This window comes from Oceanobacillus iheyensis HTE831, from assembly GCF_000011245.1.
In the GTDB taxonomy this organism is placed as follows: domain Bacteria; phylum Bacillota; class Bacilli; order Bacillales; family Amphibacillaceae; genus Oceanobacillus; species Oceanobacillus iheyensis.
Window position 1 is genome coordinate 2,496,021 of sequence record NC_004193.1, and the last position, 21,153, is coordinate 2,517,173.

The window sequence follows — 21,153 nt, forward strand, 5'->3', positions numbered from 1 at the left end:
ATTACCAAATTCTACTGATGGAGTCATAGTAACAATCTGAATATCAGAGATTCATCCTTTTCAAACTAGTTCATGCCAGCACCTTTAAAACAATAGAAATTAAACGGAGCAACACTCTGCTTTATTACTCTTTATGTAGTTGACTTGTTTAATAACCGATCAATATCTTCTATATTTAGTTGGTGGCCAAATAATTCCTTTCCATTATATTTAATCACTGGAATCATTAATTGATATTTTTCAAGTAGTTCATCGGAAGCGTATATATCTTTTTTAATAATTGGGATATCTTGTTTATTCATCATGATCAATAACTCTTCGGCTTCCACACATAGTGGACAATTTTCTTTTGTATAAAAATATATATTTTCATTCTTCATTATCTTGAGCCCCTTTTCGTTTAACAGAAGAAGCAATTTGCAATTCTTCACGGTATTTCACAATAGTTCTACGTGCAATTTTAATTTGATAACGTTCTTCCATCAACTGTTTAATTTTTTGATCTGACAGTGGTTTACTTTTATCTTCGAGATCTACTAATTCTTTAAGTAATTGTTTAATAACTATGGAAGCAACTCCTGCTCCTTTTTGCACTTCACGTTGTAGAAAATACTTTAATGGTAAAACTCCATGAGCTGTTTGAACATACTTCTGACGAATGGCACGACTAATTGTTGATATGTGAAGGTCCAACTGTGCGGAAAGCTCACTCAATGTTAGCGGTTTTAACATTTTGGGACCTCTTTCAAAAAACGGCAGTTGCTTCTCTACTATTATTCGTATTATTTTCTCTAAAGTAGAGCTTCGATAATCTATTGCCTGTTGTAGCATATCCACCTCTTTTTGTTTTTTCTTCACAAATGAAGCAGCCTCTCTGTCTAAATCATGCTTACTATAATCACTGTTTATTTGTATTGCAGGTGAGGACCAATTAAAAAAGGAAATTTTCCACTCTGTATCGTCTTTATATATAGATGCTTCAGGTATAATAAATTCCGTTTTAGTTGGTGATAATAGCTTTCCTGGTTTTGGATGGCATAATTTGATTGATTCAATTAATTTCTGTGCTGCTTCTTCGGTAATCCCATAATTTAATGCAATTTGATGTGAGTTTTCTTCTGCAAGTAATGTAATACCTTCGTTCATTAACGACGATATATAAGGAGCATCAATATTCATTTGATTCAACTGTAGCTGAATACATTCTGTAAGATTCCGAGCTCCAATACCAGCCGGCTCCAATGATTGAATATATGACAGTGCTCGTTCCACTGTAGTTAATTCTACTTCACAGTAATATGCCCAGTCTTCCATTGTTATTTCTAAATAACCATCCTCATTTAATGAGTCAATCCCAAAAACAATTACTGGTAATAAAGATTTATCTTCCAATTCTAGAACATACAAATTTGACTTTAACTGATCATATAATGACTGTTCAGCTGTATTCATTTCATCAATAGAATAATCGGTTGTCCGAAATTGGGAGATGAGTTCCTTATCTATTGGTTGTACTTCTTCAATGAGCGGGTTCTCTTCAGCAACTTGTTTCATATAATCATAAAGTTCCATCCCAGTTAATTGTAATATTTCAATAGATTGATATAAGGATTGATTCATTTTCCACTGCAATGATTGATTGATTACAAGTTTTTGCTTCAACTCATCTCACCCCTTTTTTCTACTTTTATTTTGCCATTACTTATCATTTCTGTCACCTTCACGAACAGTTCAACAAAACTTGTCCTTTACATAACCTTCTTATTGAAAAGGCTTTCATTCTATTTTACACCTGTTTCATAAAAAAACCAATCTACTCCTGATCGTTTATATCATAGAGTAAATTGGTTTAGAAAATACTATATCTATTAACAGTAAAAATAGTTTTAATTTCTAACTAGTTCCCGCGATATCCTGTGTTCGCCCTAACCTTAACTTCTGCATATCTACCAGGATCCAATTCTTTTGAAAGAATCGTACCCAGGAAGCCACCTAAGAACCCGACAGGAACTGATATTAATGCTGGATTTGTTAATGGAAATAAAGGATCACCAACAAAAATTGCACTTCCGTCTAAAGCGAATACATTCGGGCTCATAGAAACTAAAATTATTGCAGTTAATAACCCTGATAACATCGCAGTAATTGCTCCCGATGTATTAAAACGTTTCCAATATATGGTGTATAGTATTACTGGTAAGTTTGCACTGGCTGCCACACAGAAGGCTAAAGATACGAGAAATGCCACGTTAAGTGATTGTGCAAATAGTGAAAGTAATATCGAAAATACAGATACACCTAAAGATGCCCATTTTGCCGCTAACATTTGCTCCCTATCTGAAGCCTTTCCTTTTTTAATTATTTGACCGTAGATATCATGGGCAAATGCGGAAGCACCAGAGAGAACGAGGCCTGCTACAACTGCTAATATAGTAGCAAACGCAACTGCTGCAACAAATGACATTAATAAATCTCCACCTAATGCTTCTGCAAGCAGTGGTGCTGCCATATTTCCAGCAGGATTCGCTTCAAGTATATTGCTTTCTCCAACAAATGCTGCTGCACCAAACCCTAAAAATATCGTAAGAATATAAAATATCCCAACCACCCATGTGGCTGTTACTACTGATGAACGTGCTGTTCTTGCGTCTTTCACCGTAAAAAATCTCATTAAAATATGAGGTAAACCTGCCGTCCCTAAAACCAAAGCCAGCATCAATGATATCGTATCTAATGGAACAGTATATTTTAACCCTGGTTGAAGATAGGCATCACCGTGACTAGTTACGGTCTTCACCTCTGAGAACATCTGAAAAATATTAAAGTTAAATTTCATTAACACCAAGAATGCAATAATTACAGTTCCTAACATTAAAAGTACAGCTTTTATAATTTGAACCCAACTGGTTGCAGTCATACCACCAAACAATACATATATAGTCATCATGACTCCAACGAGTAAAACCGCCATCCAGTAATCAATACCAAATAATAATTGAATAAGTGCTCCTGCTCCTACTAACTGGGCAATCATATAGAAGATAACAATGGTAATCGTACTAATTGCTGCAACAGCCCTTACTTTTTTAGCATCAAATCTTGAATTAATCATATCTGCCAATGTGTACTTACCTAAATTACGTAAAGGCTCTGCGACTAAAAACATTACTACTAAATAAGCAATTAAAAAACCAATACTATAGAAAAAACCATCAAATCCATATAAAGCGATTGCACCTGCAATACCTAAGAAAGATGCAGCGGATAAATAATCTCCAGCAATAGCTAGTCCATTTTGCCAACCAGTTAAACCACCGCCAGCTGTGTAAAAATCTCCAGTTGATTGAGTCCGCTTTGCTGCAAAGTATGTAATCACCAAAGTAAGTGATACGATTGCTAGAAATAAAATGACAACTATTAAATTCATTAAATTACCTCTCCCCTTCTATTTCTTCTTCGATGATCTCATCAGCCTGTTTATCAAATTTTGCAGATCGTTTCACATAAACGATACAAAGCACCCATGTCATTACAAACTGGGCAAAAGCAAACAGCCAGGCCCAAGAAATATCACCTATAGCAGATTGGTTAAGTATCGTGCTATACGAAGTCATAATGGGTAAAGCAAAATAAAACACTAAGAAAAAAATAGTAAGTGGAATAATAAATTTCTTTCGTTGATTAATTAATTCCTTAAACTTTCTACTATTTTCGACCTTTTTAAAATCAGTATTTTTCTTGTAATCGCTTTCAACTTTTACTGGCAAGCATAATTCCTCCTTTGTAAAAATGGATATAAATGTAAGAAATTTCATTAAATACATAATAAAATAATTAAATCAAAAATTCAATCTATTAAATAAAAGTATTCTAAAATTAAGAATATAGTCTTTAACTTTAATAACGTTAATAGTCCAATATTAGGCATTTATTACCAAATAGCGTAGTTTTACTTAAACATTTTGAACATATTAAAATCCGAACTCTGTTCTTAGAACAAAGTTCGGAATACGTAGTTAGTTATATAATATTTAAAAACTAATCCCATTTCATTATTGCCGATACCATCATATTAAAGTTAGCATTGCAGTTCTTTTTACATGAAGCTGCTCACCTATTAAACTTTTTTAACCATGTTTTCCATTATACCTATTCCTTCAATTTCTAACTTAACTTTATCCTTATCTTTTACATATCCTGGAGGATCCATTGCAAATCCTACCCCATCAGGAGTACCTGTCATAATTATATCTCCTGGTTTCAAAGTAATTAGATTTGAAATAAATGACACGAGGTATGGCACAGAAAAAATTAAATGTTTGGTATTGGAGTATTGACGTTTTTCATTATTAACATAGGATGCGATAGTCAAATTACCAGGATCTACAATTTCATCTTTTGTTACAACCCACGGTCCAATTGGCGTCGTATGATCCAAGCTTTTACCTTGTAACCATTGAGGTGTACGCTTCTGTAAATCTCGAGCAGAAGTGTCATTTCCAATTGTATAGCCAGCTACATAATCCAATGCTTCTTCTTCGAATACATGGGAAGCTTCTCTCCCAATAACAATCGTTAATTCAACTTCATAATCCAATTTTTCAGTTAATGATGAATAATGTATCTCCTCTTCTGGGCCGATAATCGCATTATCAAATTTAGCAAATAGTACTGGAAATTCTGGGATTTCACTTTTCATTTCAGCGACATGCTCTGCATAATTCTTCCCGACACAAATAACTTTCCTAGCTGTACCTAATGGCATACCTAGTTGAATTTCATTCAAAGAATAAGTAAAATCACGATGATTACTACTTCCAAATAATTTGGTTGCCTCATCAATAAAATCTTGTCCTTTTTGATAAAATAACTCAGGTTGAAAAGGTAATTCTATCGTTGTATTTCCGGCTTGGATTGCATGTTGTGATGCAAGATGTACATCCACTACTTCTTCATTGTCCGTGATAAAACCCATACGAAAACTAGAGTCGGATTCTTTTTTTCGATAACTTACAAGTTTCATTCCCCATTCCCCCATTCTACTTCATAGTATAAATCAATGATTCCTATAAATCGACTTAACTTGCCGACTTTGTAGAAGATACAGTTTCCTGCTTTTTATATTGAATAGTCTTCCATCCAAATATAAGCATTACTATAATTATTCCAATAATATCTGTAAAACCCTCTGGTATAATCAATAGTAACGAGCCAATCCCTAGGATGAGACGAACCATCCACTGCAATTCCATTTTAAAAAATCCTTCTAAAGCTGCTCCAAAGCCAATTATCCCGATTATAGCCGTAACGGTAATTAAGGCTACATCAATTATTGGAGGAAATGGAAATTCTGTTGCATTTACTGCTAATCCTGATGGATCTATAAATAACATCGCAGGGTTGTATACAAACATATAAGGAATCAGGAACCCAGCTAAGGATAGCCGCAGTGCCGTAAAACCTGTACGCATAGGATCTCCGCCAGATATACCTGCTCCTGCAAATGCTGCTAATGCTACAGGTGGTGTGATATTTGCAAAGATACCAAAGTAAAAAACAAATAGATGCGCTACGAGCACCGGTACCCCATATTCAGCCAAAGCTGGGGCAGTCATTGTAGCAGTAATGATATACGCTGGAATAGATGGTAATCCCATTCCTAAAATAATCGAAGCGATCATCGTTAAGAAAAGAGTAAGAAATAAAGATCCTGCACCAAAGCTAGTAATTGCTGAGGTCATTACAGTACCGAAACTTGTTAAGTTCACAACACCAATAATAATACCTACTACTGCACAAGCAACCATTACAGCCAGTGACTGTCTCGCACCGTCTTCTAGTGCTTTGAAAATATCTTTGATTCCCATTCTACTTGTTTTTCGTAATGCTGCGATAACAATTGTTAAACCAATCGTATAAAGAGCAGCAAACCCAACAGGTACTCCCATATAAAGAAATATGATCAAACCTACAATTGGTAAGAGAAGATGTCCTCTTTCTTTTAATACTTCTTTTACTCTTGGTAAGTCTGCCTTTGGTATTCCTTTCAGATTTCTTCTTCCCGCTCGAAAATGTACTTGCATGATTACACCCAAGAAATATAGAACAGCTGGTATTAAGGCGGCAAGTGCAATTGTCCCATATGCAATCCCTGTCGTTTCTGCCATTATAAAGGCACTCGCCCCCATAATCGGTGGCAAAATTTGTCCACCAATCGATGCACTTGCCTCGACTGCTCCAGAAAAGTTTTTAGAGTATCCAATTCTTTTCATTAATGGAATTGTAAATGCTCCAGTTCCAACTACGTTAGCTACTGCCGCGCCATTTATACTACCCATAAAGCCACTAGAGATTACAGCTACTTTAGCTGGCCCGCCTTGCTTACTACCAGCTAGAGCCATTGCTAAATCATTGAATAGCTGTCCCATACCAGACTTCGCTAAAAAAGCACCAAATAGAATAAAAAGAAAGATAAACTGAACAGATGCACCAATCGCTGTTGAAAATAAACCCTCTGTTTTTAAATATAATTGTCCAAAAATATCTCCTAAATCAAAGGGCCTGGTCATTAACATATCAGGCACCCATATATTATGGCTAAAGAAAGGATATGCCAGAAAAATTAATGCAAGAATAGGAAGAATCCATCCTGTAACGCGCCTGGCAGCTTCTAGTACTAAGAGAACCGTCAGTATCGCAAACAGGATATCTGCCATATTAGGTATTCCACCACGTGTTGTCATCAAAGCATTATATTCCAACATTAAATACAGAGCCGAAGCAATACTTAATGTGAATAGTAACCAATCGTAATATGGTATTTTACCTCGATATTGTTTCTTGAAGCTAGGATAAATTAGAAATATTAATGCTATCCCAAATGACATATGGATAGATCGTTGTAATAATGCTGGAATAGGATTTACAGTAACATATAAATGATAAAGTGAATAAAGAATCGCAAGTAAAGTAACTAGTAAAGCAATTTTCTTATTGGTAATGTTGCGGACTCTGGATTCACTATCAAATTTCTCTAATATATCTTGTGTGGAATTACCTTGACCATCCTTTTTTGATTTCTGTTGTTTTTTGCTCATAACGTTTCCCCCTCCCATACTCTCCATCTAAATATATCTCTTACCGTTAAAACTACATTATTATAATTTTCTGTTAATTCGTATAGATGAACTTCCTTTTGATCCGTAGACAAAGTCGTTTGCACATTTTCAGACACTGCTATATTTATTTCTCTATAGCTTACATCCATTTTCATATGTATATAACCATCTGAAGAAGGTATAATTTCTCCTTGTGTAGGCACACCAGCACCAAAAGTCTTAAAATAAGTTTCTACTAGAGTTAATTTATTTTGTTTAATTTCATATTCTTCAACCCATTCTTCTTTTTCAACGGAATGAATCCACTTTAATTTAAATTCGTTATCATTAATATAATAACTGTCCCCATCAATTTTCACTTCTATCACAGTAACCTTGCTAAAGAGGAAAAATAGGAGTACAACCGTAATTGCACCCCCTACAATCCATTTATTTTTGTTCTTCATAATAACGCTCAGCACCAGGATGTAAAGGCGCAACATGTCCTTCTTGAGCGGCCTCTAATGAAATATCTGTTGCAGCTTGATGAGAATTCCCTAATGTCTCCAAACTTTCAAAGAACGTCTTGGTTAATTGATATACATCTTCTTCACTCATATCCGCATGAACTACTAAAGCATTCATAATCGCAGCTGTAGGTATTGGCTCCTCATTCCCATATGTATCTGCAGGAATATCTAACGCTACAAAATAAGAAGCATCTTGTGCAATCGACTCCACATCTTTAGGGTTTATTGTTACAAGACGAATATCTAATGTTTCCGATAATTCCATTAACGAAGCATTAGGTAGTCCGCTTGTTAAAAATGCAGCATCTAATTGGCCAGCACGTAATCCATCAGCAGCTTCTGCATAACCTAGATAATCTACTTCAATATCATCATAAGTAATACCATGACCATTTAGTAAAGTTCGTGCATTAACTTCAACACCAGAATTTTGGTCACCAACAGCAATTCGCTTCCCTTTTAAATCTTCAAACGTTTCAATTCCCGAATCAGCAGTTGTTACAATTTGAACGTAATTAGGATATAACGACGCAATTTGATTTACTTTCTCTACAGGTTGCTCAAAACTAACTTCTCCTGCAATTGCTTGGCTTACAACGTCACTCATTGTAAATGCCATTTCTATCTTATCTTGTTCCATTAAGTTAACATTTTCAACGGATGCCCCTGTTGTTTGTGTTCTAGAATTTATACCAAAAACACTACTATATTCTTCCGCTAATGTTGTCCCTATTATATTATAAGGACCAGATGAACCACCTGTAGCTATTGTAACTATGTTTGTCTCTAAACCTTCCCCAGCTTCACCTTCTGCGTCTTCGTTATCTTCTCCACACGCAGTAATAATAGGAATAAATAATAATACCAATAATATTGCCCAAATCTTTTTCATTTTCCTTCCCCCTTATTTCCTTCATTTTATTAAGCGTTTTCAATAAATATATTAGTTTAATTTTTCTGTAAAGTCAATATAGTGGCATTTTTAACAAAATAGGTTATACACTAGTGAATTGTATATATGTTGTCATTAAACGTTCAAAATAGAATGATAAATGTATGCTATACTCAATAATAGATTTATTGTTTGAACTAATTTTTTCGGAGGGAAATGTATAATGAAATTTAAAGCACTAATTTTTGTATCCGTTTTATTTTTCTTCCTGGCAGCATGTTCTCAGAATGAGGAAGATACGAATGGAAATAATGAGAATTTAGATGATGTTGTTAAAGAACTTAAAGTTGACTTTGATATCCCTGAACACGTAGAAACAGGAGAAACAATTGATTTAACTGCACATGTAACTTATGGCGATGCCCCTGTTGAAGACGCTGATGAAGTGATTTTTGAAGTGTGGACACAAGGGAATAGTGACCAAAGTGTTGAATTAGAGGGAAAACATCAGGAAAATGGTACTTATACTGCATCGTATACTTTTGAAGAAGAAAAAGTATACGAAATGTATGCACATACAACTGCAGAAGCGATACATAGTATGCCATTTAAGACAGTAATTGTAGGAAATGCAACTCCCTCAGAAGAAGACGAGCATGACGAAATGGATCACGAACATCATGAAGAAGGACATGAATCAGAAAACCATGATGATCATGAATAATAGAAATAAACATTAAAAATAGCTTTAATACTGAAGAAAATATATCTCTGATTCCCGTACTGAAAGCTAAATGAGATCTTAGAGGAAAAACTCTAAGATCTCATTTTCTGCTTATTTGAAGTAGCGCATATTTTTTTATTTACCAGTGTCTTAATAAATCCGTTCTTGCACTCCGACTCTAACTTCTAATGTTTCATCTTTGGATCCAATGCATCTCGTAAGCCATCTCCAATTAAATTAAAAGCTAAAACAACTAACATTATACATAAACCGGGTGCAATTAAAGTCCACGGTGCTAACTGAAGAAATGCTCTGCCATCAGCAAGCATTCTTCCCCATTCTGGAGTAGGATGTTGTGCACCCAAGCCAAGAAATCCTAAAGCGGCAGCTTCTATAATTGCAGTACCAAAACTCAACGTAGCTTGTACGATAATAGGAGCCGTACTATTCGGCAATATATGTTGAAAAATGATCCTTCCATTCTTCATTCCTTGAGCACGTGCCGCCATAATGTATTCTTCTTCTCGTAAACTAATTACTTTGGACCTTACTAATCTACCGAAAATGGGTATGTTAACAATGGCAATAGCTACTAATGCATTTTCTAAAGATGGTCCAAGTATAGCTACTATCGCAATAGCTAATAAAATACTAGGAAAAGCAAGTAAAATATCAAACATTCGAGATATGATCATATCCACCCATTTCCCGAAGAATCCTGCAATAATACCAAGTAATGTACCAAAGAGAAGTGCCCCTGTAACAGCATAAAATCCTACTTGCAGTGAAACAGAGGCCCCATAAATAATTCGAGTAGCTATATCTCGACCAATATGATCTGTACCGAGTAAATGTTCACTTGATGGGGACTGAAGTCTATTGGTAAGGTCTTGTTCTGCATAATCATAAGGTGTCAGTAAGGGACCTATAATTGCAATTACTAAAAATAAAAACAGGATAATAATACCAACTATAGCTAAACGACTTTTAAATAAACTAGAAAGCGTCTCCTTCCAAGGGCTAATTTCTTCTATATGATCTTGTTGTAATTGACTTACAAGAGATGGATCAGCAGTTTGCTGTTCTGCATGTGAATGTTTGCTCTTCATTATTTTCCATCCCCCTTAATAATTAATCCTTGGATCAATTTTCTTGTACAAAATATCTACAATTAGATTAATAATGACAAATAAAAATGCAATCACTAAAATTCCAGATTGAATTACAGGATAATCTCGGAAACTAATTGCTTCATATACATACCTTCCTATACCTGGCCAACTAAATATTGTTTCTGTTAATATTGCTCCACCTAATAGCACTCCAGTTTGTAGTCCAATAACAGTAATAACAGGTATAATTGCATTTTTTAATGCATGCTTATAAATGACTAAAAATTGACCTGATCCTTTTGCACGCACTGTTCTAATGTAGTCTGATTTCATTACCTCTAACATACTTGATCTTGTCATACGAGCAATAATCGCCATTGGTATAGTTCCTAATGCAATACTAGGTAATACTAAATGTTTTAAGATAGTTAATGTTCGTTCAAAATCAAGATGAATTAGAGAATCAAGAACATAGAAGTGAGTAATTACAGCTATTGGATCCCTTGGGTTCTGTCTACTATTTGCAGGCAACCATCCGAGTTCTTGTGCAAATACCCATTGCTCCATAAGCGCAAGCCAGAATACAGGCATTGACACCCCAATTAAAGCAAACAACATAGCAAGAAAATCAAACCAGGAGTTTTGCTTCCAAGCACTAATAATTCCTGCATTTACACCAATTACAATAGCAAAAAGCATTGCAAAAAGTGTCAATTCGAATGTAGCAGCTATATAAGGCCAAATTTCACTTGAAATATCTGCCTTTGTTCGTAACGAAGTCCCCAAATCGCCTTGTACCAAATCACCGAGATAGCGAGAATATTGTACAAGATACGGTTCATTTAACCCCATGGATTCTTCAAGGCTTTTTATGGATTGTTCCGTGGCTGTTTCTCCTAGTATAACCTTAGCTGGATTACCAGGAATTAAATGTACAATGGAAAATGTTATAATCGTCATTCCGAGTAGAACTGGTATGAGCATTAATAATCTACGACCTATGTAAGCTAGCATATCATCACCTCAGACTAATGGTTTTCACTTTATTCTATGTGTTAAAGGTCCATAGATAATCAAAAAGTATGGGTTATTTGCACACACAAACGATGATTATTTTGGGGTAAAGCCTATAAATCTACTTCTTACGTCAACAATTAAATAATATTTGTAGATTCATTGTTCGAATCGAAGTAGTTTATGGTTACATACTAAGAAAAAGTTAATGTGACAAAACTATAAAATAAAAAGAATAATTAAATGAGCGTAAGAATATACGGAGAATCCTTAAAATCAAAAATCGATTTTCTGCTTACGATCAATGCAATGCTGTCGAGATGTTCCTTGTTCTGTGGAAAGAAGGCATAGGTGAGACCCAGATGCTATGCATAAGCATCTGAAGGCTCACCATCCGCCGTTAGATAAGCACATTGTATTTCTGAACGGGTGTACAAAGTCACCCATTCGAATTTATCAATTGCTATACTTTTATCCCAACCTCTTACCTTTATTCTCCTAATTGTACTTCTGCTAAGGATTCACTTGTAGATGGGTGTGGAACATAATTTTGTACATTTGACGAGATAGCCATTACCGGCGTCGAGTGCACAAGTGTCACCATTGGTGAATCTTCAGATATTAATTCTTGAGCCTGCATATATAAATCTGCACGTTCATCTTGATCAACCGCACGTTTAGCCTGATTTAATAAATCATCTACTTCAGAGTTTTCATAGAACGTATTGTTACTACTTCCAATGTTAGAGCTATGCAATAAACTACTTAGGAAATAATCCGGATCACCATTTGTACCAGACCATCCTAAAATGTACATTTGGTGTTCTCCTTGTTCTGTTAACTCGAGGTATGGAGCCCATTCATGTGACGTAATTGTTAACTCAATACCAACTTCAGATAGGTTTTCTTGTACAATTTGAGCAACTGTTTCCGGATCTGGCATGTAAGGTCGAGCGGTTGGAGAAATCATTAATTCAATTTCAAGACCGTCTGCGTGTCCTGCTTCCTCTAACAATTCTCTCGCTCGATCAGGATTATATTCATATCCCTCTACTCCATCGTTATATCCTAGATAGCTTGGTGGCAGTGGGTTCTTTGCAGTAGTTGCATAACCCGCATATAATGCATCAGCGATTGCTTGTTTATTAATTGCATAATTAATTGCCTGTCTCACTTCTTTTTGATCAACTGGTTCTTTTTGGGTATGGAATCCTACATATCCAAAGTTATTCTCACCACGAGTTAATAATTCAATTCCTTCTTCCCCTTCGAGACCAGCAGCATCATCCGGATTTAAACCATCCATCATATCAATTTCACCTGATTGCAAAGCAATTAGTCGTGCTGAATTATCCGGTATTACTTGGAAAATAACCTGATCTAGTTTAGGAAGCCCTTCAACTCGATAATCTTCAAACTTATCTAATACAATGGAGTCATTCTTACTCCAATTATTAAATTTAAACGGCCCTGTACCCACTGGGTTTTCAGTAATATCTGGACCATATTCCTCTAAGGCAGCAGGAGAAGTTATTGCAAAATAAGACATCGCTAGATTCTGTAAAAAGAATCCTAGTGGTTCTTTTAATACGAATTCCACTTCATGTTCACTAACCGCATTGATTTCGTCTATAACATGTCCTTCATCACCTTCAAAACCGCCAAACATCGTACCGTAAATATTGTAAACAAATCCTTCATCCGTAAAGGCATACTCATGATTTGGATCTGCCCAGCGTTCAAAATTCGTTTTTACAGCTTCAGCATTAAAATCTGTCCCATCATGGAAAGTAACCCCTTCTTCTAAATAGAAAGTGTACGTAAGACCATCTTCTGATATATCCCAATCATGTGCTAAACCTGGTTTTATTTCGAACGATTCTTTATCAAAATCTAGTAAACTTTCGAGAATTTGTCTAGTTACTCTTGAGGATTCTCCATCAGTGGTACTCCCAGGATCTAAACTTTCAGAATCTCCACCTCGTGCAAAAACAAGTACTTGATCCTCAGAAGCGGAAGCATCAGAACCATTATCTTCTGTTCCTGCATCATCATTAGCATCTTCCGGATTTGCTCCACCATCGCCGGAACATGCAGCCATTATCAATAATACAAATGCAAGCATTAACAAAATCAGATATTTCTTTTTCATACTAGTTCCCCCTCTTTTTGTTTTGATAAATATTGCTGTTCATCACTATATAAATGACAAGCAACAACATGATTATCCTCAACTGGTAAAAACTGCGGTAACTCTTGTCTACATATGTCCATTGCCATCGGACATCTTGTATGAAATGGACATCCGCTTGGTGGATCCTGTGGACTTGGAACATCGCCTTCTAAAATAATTCTCTCTCGTTGAACATCTGGATCAGGATCAGGCACTGCTGATAACAATGCTTGCGTGTATGGATGTTTCGCATTATCGTATAACTGATCTTTAGGTGCAATTTCCACCATTTTTCCTAGATACATCACACCAACACGATCACTTATATGCTTTACTACACTTAAATCATGCGCTATGAATATGTATGTTAACTGGAATTCATCGCGAAGTTTTTCCATTAAATTTAACACTTGGGATTGTACGGAAACATCCAAAGCAGATACAGGTTCGTCACATATTATTAGTTTCGGATTATTAGCAAGTGCCCGCGCAATCCCAATACGTTGCCTCTGTCCACCGCTAAATTGATGGGGATAACGTGAGGCATGATAAGGACTAAGCCCCACAACCTCCAATAATTCTTTTATCCTTTTTCTTCTTTCTGCTTTTTTGGCATCCGTATGAATCATTAACGGTTCATTAATGATTTTCTCGACAGTATGTCTTGGATTTAAGGATGCATAGGGGTCTTGAAAAATAATTTGCATATCTTTCCTAAGCAATCTCATTTGCTCAGCGTTCAGTTTGGTAATATCTTTTCCTTGAAAGATTACTTCTCCTTCCGTCGGTTCGATTAACCGTAAAATTGCTTTGCCTGTAGTAGATTTACCGCAACCAGACTCACCGACTATTCCTAAAATCTCCCCAGGGTATACTTCAAAACTTACATCATCAACTGCTTTCACCTCTCCTACAGAGCGTCCCAAAACGCCACCTTTAACAGGAAAGTATTTCTTAAGGCTTCTAACCTCCAAGAGGGGTTGATTGTGTTGAGCCATTAGCTAGAACTCCCCCTTCTATTTCATCTTGAAGAAAACATCTACTTGTTCTGCCTTCACCTATATCATACAAATCTGGGTTTTCTTTAAAGCAACGCTCATATGCAAATTCACACCTAGGAGCAAACCTGCATCCAACTTGTTCAAGATTTGGTTTAGCAACTGTACCTGGTATAGAATAAAGTTGCTGTTCTTTTTCTCGTAAGTTTGGCAGAGAGCGTATAAGTCCTTTCGTATAAGGATGTCTCGGGTCTTTCAACACTTCACGCTTTGTTCCTTGTTCAACAACTTGTCCAGAATACATTACGACTACTCGATCACATATATCAGCTACTACACCTAAATCATGTGTAATTAATAAAATTGCTGTACCTTGCTCATCATTCAAATTCTTCATTAGGTCTAAAATTTGTGCTTGGATCGTTACATCCAACGCTGTTGTAGGTTCATCCGCTATTAATAACTCTGGATTACAAGCCATCGACATAGCAATCATAACTCTTTGTCTCATACCCCCAGAGAGTTGATGGGGATATTCATTAACGATGGATTCAGCTCTTGCTATACCTACTAATTTCAGCATATCTATTGATTTATCAATTGCTTCTTTCTTTTTCATCTTATGATGTAAACGAATCGCTTCACACATTTGATTACCAATCGTAAAAAGTGGATTTAAAGAAGTCATTGGCTCTTGGAATATCATTGATATTTCATTACCACGTATTTTTTTCATTTTTTTCTCTGTTGCCTGTGTTAAATCTTCTCCTTTAAACATGATCTCGCCTTCTACAATCTTTCCTGGAGGGTTAGGTATTAATTTCATAATTGATAGAGATGTTACACTTTTCCCTGAACCTGATTCTCCAACAATCCCAACTACCTCTCCTTTTTTTATTTGCAAACTCACTCGATCGACAGCGGGAACTATCTCCTTCTTTGTCGTAAAGTGAGTACTGAGATTCTTTAATTCAAGAATTACTTCAGACAAAGATTCTCCCCCCCTTTTTTCTATATTGAAAAGAGTTTCTTATAATATACTGAAAATTACCTAAAATTGCAACATAAATATTATTTAGTATGTTACTAATATTTTTACACTGTTTTCATTTTATTTGAAAATCTTATATACTGTATAAGTATTTTAAAGTTAACAGTTTGAGGTGTTCATAATGATTGAGGTATATACAGATGGAGCAACATTAGGGAATCCAGGCATTGGCGGAGCGGGAATCTATATAAAAGATGGCAAACAAAGCTATCAATATTCTATACCGCTTCCTTCTATGTCAAATCATGAAGCAGAATTCCATGCAATCATTCATGGACTACAAGTATGTAAGGAACATTTTCCTAACGAGATATTGTCATTTCGGACAGATTCTAAGGTAGCAGCAGACTTAATTGAAAAAGGCCATACTAAAAATATAGTGTTTCAATCCTTATTGCATACAATAAATCAAGTCTCATCAGAGTTTCCATTCTTCTTTATCAAATGGATTCCTGAAAAGAAGAATTATCATGCGGATAAACTTGCAAAAAAAGCCATTCAGCATCATCCTTAAAATTCGTGCAAACTTAGATTTATTCCATTATAATAACGTAAAGATTGTATGTAGGAGGAACAACATGGGGAAGTTTCCATTAAGAGAACAAAGTATAGTTTTAATAGGTTTTATGGGCGTTGGAAAAACGACGATTGGTAAGACGGTAGCAAAAAAATTATACCGTGATTTTATAGATATTGATGAAGAAATCGAAAAAAGATTCAAGATGCCAACTAAAGATATTTTTCGATTATATGGAGAAAAAACATTTCGCAATGCGGAAAAAGATATTATATCTGAAATATGCCAACAACGATTAAAAGTTGTTTCTTTAGGTGGAGGAGCATTTTTACAAAAGGAAATACAAGAAATTTGTTTAAACTCTAGTATTATATTTTATCTCGATTTGTCTTGGGATCGTTGGAAAGACCGTATCGAACTTTTAATGGAAAGTCGACCAGTACTTCAAGGCAAGACTATGAAGGAAATGAAACAATTATATGAAGACAGAAAGCCAATATATGAGCAACATCATTCTAGAGTAGATACAGATTATCATGAGATAGAAGAAGTTGCCGATTATATCGCCGAATCACTAAAATTAGCATGGGATATATATGAACCTACTTCATGAGAAAGCTTACCTATTCTGGTTAATTACTTTAGTTATAGCCATCATAGTACCAATATTTATATGGACTAAAACAAAGCAAGCATCAAAAGAAAAAGTCAACTTCATTTTTTTAATCCAATTTACCTTCGTTATGTTTATCGGTTTGATTACTGTCCTTATCATTTCTGAAGCATTTATATTTTCGATAATCCCATTTATTTTCTTAATCATAGGGATTATCATGATTTTTATTGCAGAAATAAGATGCAATAATTTTAACAATACTTCCTTTATATCAATAAACCTATAATCATTTGATTTTGCATAACTATATAAAAAAGACAAGGGAAAAAATCTATCCCTTGTCTTTTTTATGTTTAACTGACGCGCCCGGAGGGATTCGAACCCCCGGCAAACCTGGTACCGGAAACCAGTGCTCTATCCAACTGAGCTACGGGCGCATATTTAAATTTTTGAAGACACATCCACTATTATACAAGCGTTCGTACAGAGAAACAAGGATTTTTTAATGCTTTTATTAAAAAAGGAATACGTTTATAATTAATGAAATGGGGAATCATGGAAAAGGTAAATGATTCGTTAAACTTTTTGTTTGACCTTTATTGACCAATAAGCTATGATAAATGTATACACATTCCATGGAAGAACTATTTCAATTGGAAATTAAAGGAGGATGTATGATGAATTTAGTACCTACAGTTATTGAACAAACTAACCGTGGAGAGCGCGCATATGATATTTACTCTCGTTTACTTAAAGATCGTATTATCTTATTAGGAAGCGGAATTGATGATAATGTGTCCAATTCCATTGTAGCACAGCTACTTTTCTTAGAAGCTGAAGACCCAGATAAAGATATCTCCTTATACATTAATTCACCTGGTGGTTCGATCACAGCTGGGATGGCGATTTATGATACGATGAATTTCATTAAGCCAAACGTATCTACTATTTGTATCGGTATGGCAGCATCTATGGGTGCTTTCCTACTTACAGCTGGTGAAAAAGGCAAACGATTTGCTTTACCAAATAGTGAAATCATGATTCACCAACCTTTAGGTGGTACGCAAGGTCAAGCTACAGATATTGAAATTCATGCAAAACGTATTATTGATATTAAACGTCGTATGAATGAAATCATGGCTGAGAAAACAGGTCAACCTATTGAAGTTATTGAACGTGATACAGAACGTGATAATTTCATGACTGCTGATCAGTCTGTGGAATACGGCTTAATTGATAAAATTCTAGAACGTAAATAGTCATTAAAAATGTTGAGCTTACTCTAGCTCAACATTTTTTGTGTCTTTTAAGATTAATATCCTTCGCAACCTACCACGATTGTATCGTTGAAGAACAATAATAGGGAAATTAAAAAGGCAAGCATATAAAACCATTATCCACCCTGCCCAAATTGGGTTCCACAGAAAAAATAAAAAAGCAGGTGGTATACATAACCAATGGGTTAATTCCGCTCTTCGTGTTTCCATTTCGAATTTTTTTAAATACTCTATGGAAACTTCATTCAACTTCTTTTTTTTAAATCCCTTTTTAAATAAAGATGCACCATCTGGAATAATATATTTCCAGCGATGTACATGGAGCTTTCGTTTCCAGAAACCTCCTTGCATTTCCCAAGACCGTAATTTATAAAGTCTTCCTTTACTGTAAAAAGTCTTCTCTGGAAGTAATAATGTAAACAAAGAAACTCCTAAATGAATTAAAGTCCATGCCATAATATCAAGAACTAGTATGAGCCAATTACTTAATTCAACAATAGGCATTATGAGCGCTCCTATACATCAATATCTCTTCCCTTCCATTTCACCGATTTCTTCACTTTCGTCAAATAAAGAGAACGAATAAATACTATTGTAAAAAATAAAAATAACACTGGGTAGAAAAGGAAATGAGGGAAAAACGGAAAATTTCCAACTCTTCTTGCCAAAACATAACATTGAACTGCATAAATACTATATAATATAAAACTTATGATTATCCAATTACTATTACTAAGCATAGGAGAAATAATTAATAATAGTGATGCAACAAATGCCCCTGATATCCACATACTAATTAACGTCATTACTAAAGGATGCGTAGATTCGGAAGCAGTTGCGAAACTTTTAGTCCACCCTTCGACTAACTGTTTTATTCCATTTGGATACATTCGAAAATGAATGGTTTGCTTTCCTAGGTAACAATGTATGGGTAACCCTTTCTCCTCTATTGCTTTTGCAAGTCCAAAATTATCCATTACTGAGTCACAATACTTAAAATGTCCTCCAGAATTAAAATAATCCTCCTTAGAGCAAATAATAGTTGGCCCAAAAGCTCCAGCAGGTTTAAGTTTACTTTTAATAGGAGTAAATACGTTCATACCTGTGACTACAATGATATTAAAAACTACAGAAAAGCTTTCATACCACTTCTTCACAATATGATAAGGTTCAATGGAGAGGATTCCGCTGCTGCCTTTTTCTTCAAAATGATTAACGATTGTTTCCAATGAATCAGGCTTATATAATTCTGTGTCTGCATCTAAAAACAATAAATATTCGCCATTCGCTTGATTTGCACCTTTCCAACAAGCAGAAGATTTACCTACCCACCCTTTATTTAGTTCATTTTTTATTACTCTATAACCAAAACTTCTTACAATTTCTGCTGTATTGTCTGTTGATCCATCATCAACAACTAGAACTTCTAATTTTTTATATGTCTGTATGTTTATAGAATCTAGTAATCGACCGATTTGTCTCCCTTCATTTCTAGCAGGTATAATCACCGATAACATTTTCAGGTGATCGACTTCTCTATTTAAATACAATTTTTTATTTCTAAAAAACATACACCAACCACTAACAATACTAATTATGATTAGAGCAACGGATACATTTAGAATAATTGACATATTTACCATCTTTTCCCCCTTAACATTAACTAAATATCTGATGAATTTTTTCACTCACCTGCTGCCCGCTTAATACTACCATAGGCATACCACCACCTGGATTTACACTACCACCAACAAAAAACAAATTATCGTATTTACTACTTTGCTTTGGATGTTTGAAGCCTCGATTGATTTTTTTATTCGACAAAGTACCATAAATAGAACCCTTATAGGAATAATACGTACTTTGAATATCATTTGGCGTCCACATATCCTCCGTTACGATACTTTCTCTTAATCCATGCATCCCCATATTTTCTAGTTTTATTAGAACTTGTTCTCTAAACTGTTTATAATCATCGTCTGAGAATGGTTTATCCTGAATATACGGTATATGAGGTAGGATTTTAATATTTTCATACCCCGGTCCCGGCACTTGATTTGGATCTGTCTTATTTGTATTCACTAAATAAATAGTAGGGTCATCCGGTAATTGATGCTTGTGAAATACTTGATTCATCTGCTCTTTTAAATTATGTGAAAAGAAAAAGTTATGATGCGACAATTGAGGGTAGGAATTCTTAACCCCTAAATGTAATACTAATCCAGAACTAGAAGGTTCATATTTTTTTGTTAATTTTTTAATGTAAGAGGATTTCTCCATTAATAATTTCTCATATGTTGGAATTACCTCCATATTAGAAATAAATATATCTCCTTTAATTTCAGAATCATCTGCTAATGTTGCGGCGATCACATTTCCAGTAGAATCCTTTTTTAACTTGGTTACTTCCGAATTCGTATGAATTTGAACATCTAATTCATTTGCAAGCTTTACTAATCCTTCTGCAATTTTATGCATTCCTCCTGGAACGTACCAAGCTCCATAAGCATGTTGCATATAGATAAGCATATTTAAAACAGCTGGTGCATCGTAAGGGGACGATCCAACATATTTTATAAAGTATGCCAGCATCGAACGCAATTTTGGATTTGTTATTCTTTTTTCTATGCCTTCATACATTGTCGAAGTGAGATCAAATTTCTTCAAAGATTGGATCATGCCATGTTCCTGTATAATTTCCCAAGTAGTATCTAATCCCTTATCAAAGTATCCTTTTGTAGTAATGTCATCAATTTGTTTTGCATATTGAAGAAAGGATTTATATTCTTTAATATCTCGTTCTGTTAGCGATGGGTTCTGTTTTAGCATCTTGTCTGGATTATTATACAAATCAATCGTTGTTCCATCTGTAAAAAAGGAACGCCATTCATGTGATAATTGATAGATAGATATATAGTCTTCCATTCTCTTTCCACTGTTTGCAAACAATCTTTCAAAAATATGTGGCATTGTTAATATAGAAGGTCCTAAATCAAAACCAAATCCGTCTTGTTCTAAACGATTTAATTTCCCTCCAAGATGATGGTTTTTTTCAAAAAGTTCTACACTGTATCCTAACTGCGCCATTGAAATCGCTGCCGACAGCCCTCCGAGTCCACCACCAATAATAATTACCTTTTTCACGTTATTCA

20 protein-coding genes and 1 tRNA gene are annotated in these 21,153 nt (G+C 34.9%); 4 read left to right on the top strand and 17 right to left on the bottom strand.

The window, feature by feature from the left end:
• Positions 1-131 precede the first annotated feature (131 nt).
• From OB_RS12525 to OB_RS12560, 8 genes are all read right to left on the bottom strand, one after another.
• Positions 132-380 (bottom strand): glutaredoxin family protein, encoded by a 249-nt coding sequence (locus OB_RS12525; RefSeq protein ID WP_011066831.1) that lies wholly within the window; start codon positions 378-380, stop codon positions 132-134.
• Positions 370-1,662 carry an RNA polymerase factor sigma-54 gene (gene rpoN / locus OB_RS12530; protein ID WP_011066832.1) on the bottom strand — a complete coding sequence of 431 codons (1,293 nt, stop codon included), beginning with the start codon at positions 1,660-1,662 and terminating at the stop codon, positions 370-372. The genes OB_RS12525 and rpoN overlap by 11 nt, the downstream gene beginning before the upstream one ends.
• 235 nt (positions 1,663-1,897) lie before the next feature.
• Complete coding sequence (locus tag OB_RS12535) at positions 1,898-3,427, bottom strand: solute symporter family protein (protein WP_011066833.1); 1,530 nt, start codon at positions 3,425-3,427, stop codon at positions 1,898-1,900.
• Between the two features lie 4 nt (positions 3,428-3,431).
• Complete coding sequence (locus OB_RS12540) at positions 3,432-3,767, bottom strand: DUF485 domain-containing protein (RefSeq protein WP_011066835.1); 336 nt, start codon at positions 3,765-3,767, stop codon at positions 3,432-3,434.
• 350 nt (positions 3,768-4,117) lie between these two features.
• Positions 4,118-5,023: a fumarylacetoacetate hydrolase family protein gene (locus OB_RS12545; protein WP_011066836.1), complete on the bottom strand. Its 906-nt coding sequence runs from the start codon at positions 5,021-5,023 to the stop codon at positions 4,118-4,120.
• 55 nt (positions 5,024-5,078) lie between these two features.
• Positions 5,079-7,097 (bottom strand): TRAP transporter permease, encoded by a 2,019-nt coding sequence (locus OB_RS12550; protein ID WP_011066837.1) that lies wholly within the window; start codon positions 7,095-7,097, stop codon positions 5,079-5,081.
• Complete coding sequence (locus OB_RS12555; RefSeq protein WP_041544270.1) at positions 7,094-7,564, bottom strand: DUF1850 domain-containing protein; 471 nt, start codon at positions 7,562-7,564, stop codon at positions 7,094-7,096. The genes OB_RS12550 and OB_RS12555 overlap by 4 nt, the downstream gene beginning before the upstream one ends.
• Positions 7,548-8,519, bottom strand: a complete 972-nt coding sequence (locus OB_RS12560; protein ID WP_011066839.1) for a TAXI family TRAP transporter solute-binding subunit — start codon at positions 8,517-8,519, stop codon at positions 7,548-7,550. Before OB_RS12560 ends, OB_RS12555 begins: the two co-directional genes overlap by 17 nt.
• A gap of 223 nt (positions 8,520-8,742) precedes the next feature.
• Here OB_RS12560 and OB_RS12565 point away from each other — a divergent pair, with 223 nt between their 5' ends.
• The gene (locus tag OB_RS12565; RefSeq protein ID WP_011066840.1) at positions 8,743-9,243 is read left to right on the top strand and encodes a FixH family protein; all 501 of its coding nucleotides are present in this window, start codon (positions 8,743-8,745) and stop codon (positions 9,241-9,243) included.
• Between the two features lie 185 nt (positions 9,244-9,428).
• Here the strand turns inward: OB_RS12565 and OB_RS12570 are convergent, their stop codons facing one another.
• The 5 genes from OB_RS12570 to OB_RS12590 form a co-directional block, all read right to left on the bottom strand.
• A complete protein-coding gene (locus tag OB_RS12570; protein ID WP_011066841.1) occupies positions 9,429-10,352 on the bottom strand; it encodes an ABC transporter permease in 924 nt (307 codons plus the stop codon).
• A 15-nt stretch (positions 10,353-10,367) separates the two neighbouring features.
• Positions 10,368-11,369 (bottom strand): ABC transporter permease, encoded by a 1,002-nt coding sequence (locus OB_RS12575; protein ID WP_011066842.1) that lies wholly within the window; start codon positions 11,367-11,369, stop codon positions 10,368-10,370.
• A gap of 490 nt (positions 11,370-11,859) precedes the next feature.
• A complete protein-coding gene (locus tag OB_RS12580; protein WP_011066843.1) occupies positions 11,860-13,521 on the bottom strand; it encodes an ABC transporter substrate-binding protein in 1,662 nt (553 codons plus the stop codon).
• Positions 13,518-14,540: an ABC transporter ATP-binding protein gene (locus OB_RS12585; protein WP_011066844.1), complete on the bottom strand. Its 1,023-nt coding sequence runs from the start codon at positions 14,538-14,540 to the stop codon at positions 13,518-13,520. Before OB_RS12585 ends, OB_RS12580 begins: the two co-directional genes overlap by 4 nt.
• Positions 14,506-15,531 carry an ABC transporter ATP-binding protein gene (locus OB_RS12590; protein ID WP_011066845.1) on the bottom strand — a complete coding sequence of 342 codons (1,026 nt, stop codon included), beginning with the start codon at positions 15,529-15,531 and terminating at the stop codon, positions 14,506-14,508. Before OB_RS12590 ends, OB_RS12585 begins: the two co-directional genes overlap by 35 nt.
• Positions 15,532-15,712: 181 nt before the next feature.
• Between OB_RS12590 and OB_RS12595 the strand changes: the two genes are divergently transcribed.
• Both OB_RS12595 and OB_RS12600 read left to right on the top strand, forming a co-directional pair.
• The gene (locus tag OB_RS12595; protein WP_011066846.1) at positions 15,713-16,105 is read left to right on the top strand and encodes a reverse transcriptase-like protein; all 393 of its coding nucleotides are present in this window, start codon (positions 15,713-15,715) and stop codon (positions 16,103-16,105) included.
• A gap of 64 nt (positions 16,106-16,169) precedes the next feature.
• Positions 16,170-16,721 carry a shikimate kinase gene (locus OB_RS12600; RefSeq protein WP_011066847.1) on the top strand — a complete coding sequence of 184 codons (552 nt, stop codon included), beginning with the start codon at positions 16,170-16,172 and terminating at the stop codon, positions 16,719-16,721.
• A gap of 364 nt (positions 16,722-17,085) precedes the next feature.
• On the opposite strand, the gene OB_RS12610 is transcribed toward OB_RS12600, so the two are convergent.
• Positions 17,086-17,161: transfer RNA gene (locus OB_RS12610), tRNA-Arg, on the bottom strand.
• 240 nt (positions 17,162-17,401) lie between these two features.
• Between OB_RS12610 and clpP the strand changes: the two genes are divergently transcribed.
• Positions 17,402-17,983, top strand: coding sequence for an ATP-dependent Clp endopeptidase proteolytic subunit ClpP (gene clpP / locus OB_RS12615; protein ID WP_011066849.1), 582 nt, complete (start codon positions 17,402-17,404; stop codon positions 17,981-17,983).
• Positions 17,984-18,001: 18 nt separating this feature from the next.
• On the opposite strand, the gene OB_RS12620 is transcribed toward clpP, so the two are convergent.
• From OB_RS12620 to OB_RS12630, 3 genes are read right to left on the bottom strand one after another with little or no spacing between them, the layout of a single operon-like run.
• A complete protein-coding gene (locus OB_RS12620) occupies positions 18,002-18,505 on the bottom strand; it encodes a hypothetical protein (RefSeq protein ID WP_011066850.1) in 504 nt (167 codons plus the stop codon).
• Between the two features lie 11 nt (positions 18,506-18,516).
• A complete protein-coding gene (locus OB_RS12625; protein ID WP_050750221.1) occupies positions 18,517-19,644 on the bottom strand; it encodes a glycosyltransferase in 1,128 nt (375 codons plus the stop codon).
• 16 nt (positions 19,645-19,660) lie between these two features.
• On the bottom strand, positions 19,661-21,145 hold the full coding sequence (locus OB_RS12630; protein ID WP_011066852.1) for a phytoene desaturase family protein: 1,485 nt from the start codon (positions 21,143-21,145) through the stop codon (positions 19,661-19,663).
• Between the last annotated feature and the right edge of the window lie 8 nt (positions 21,146-21,153).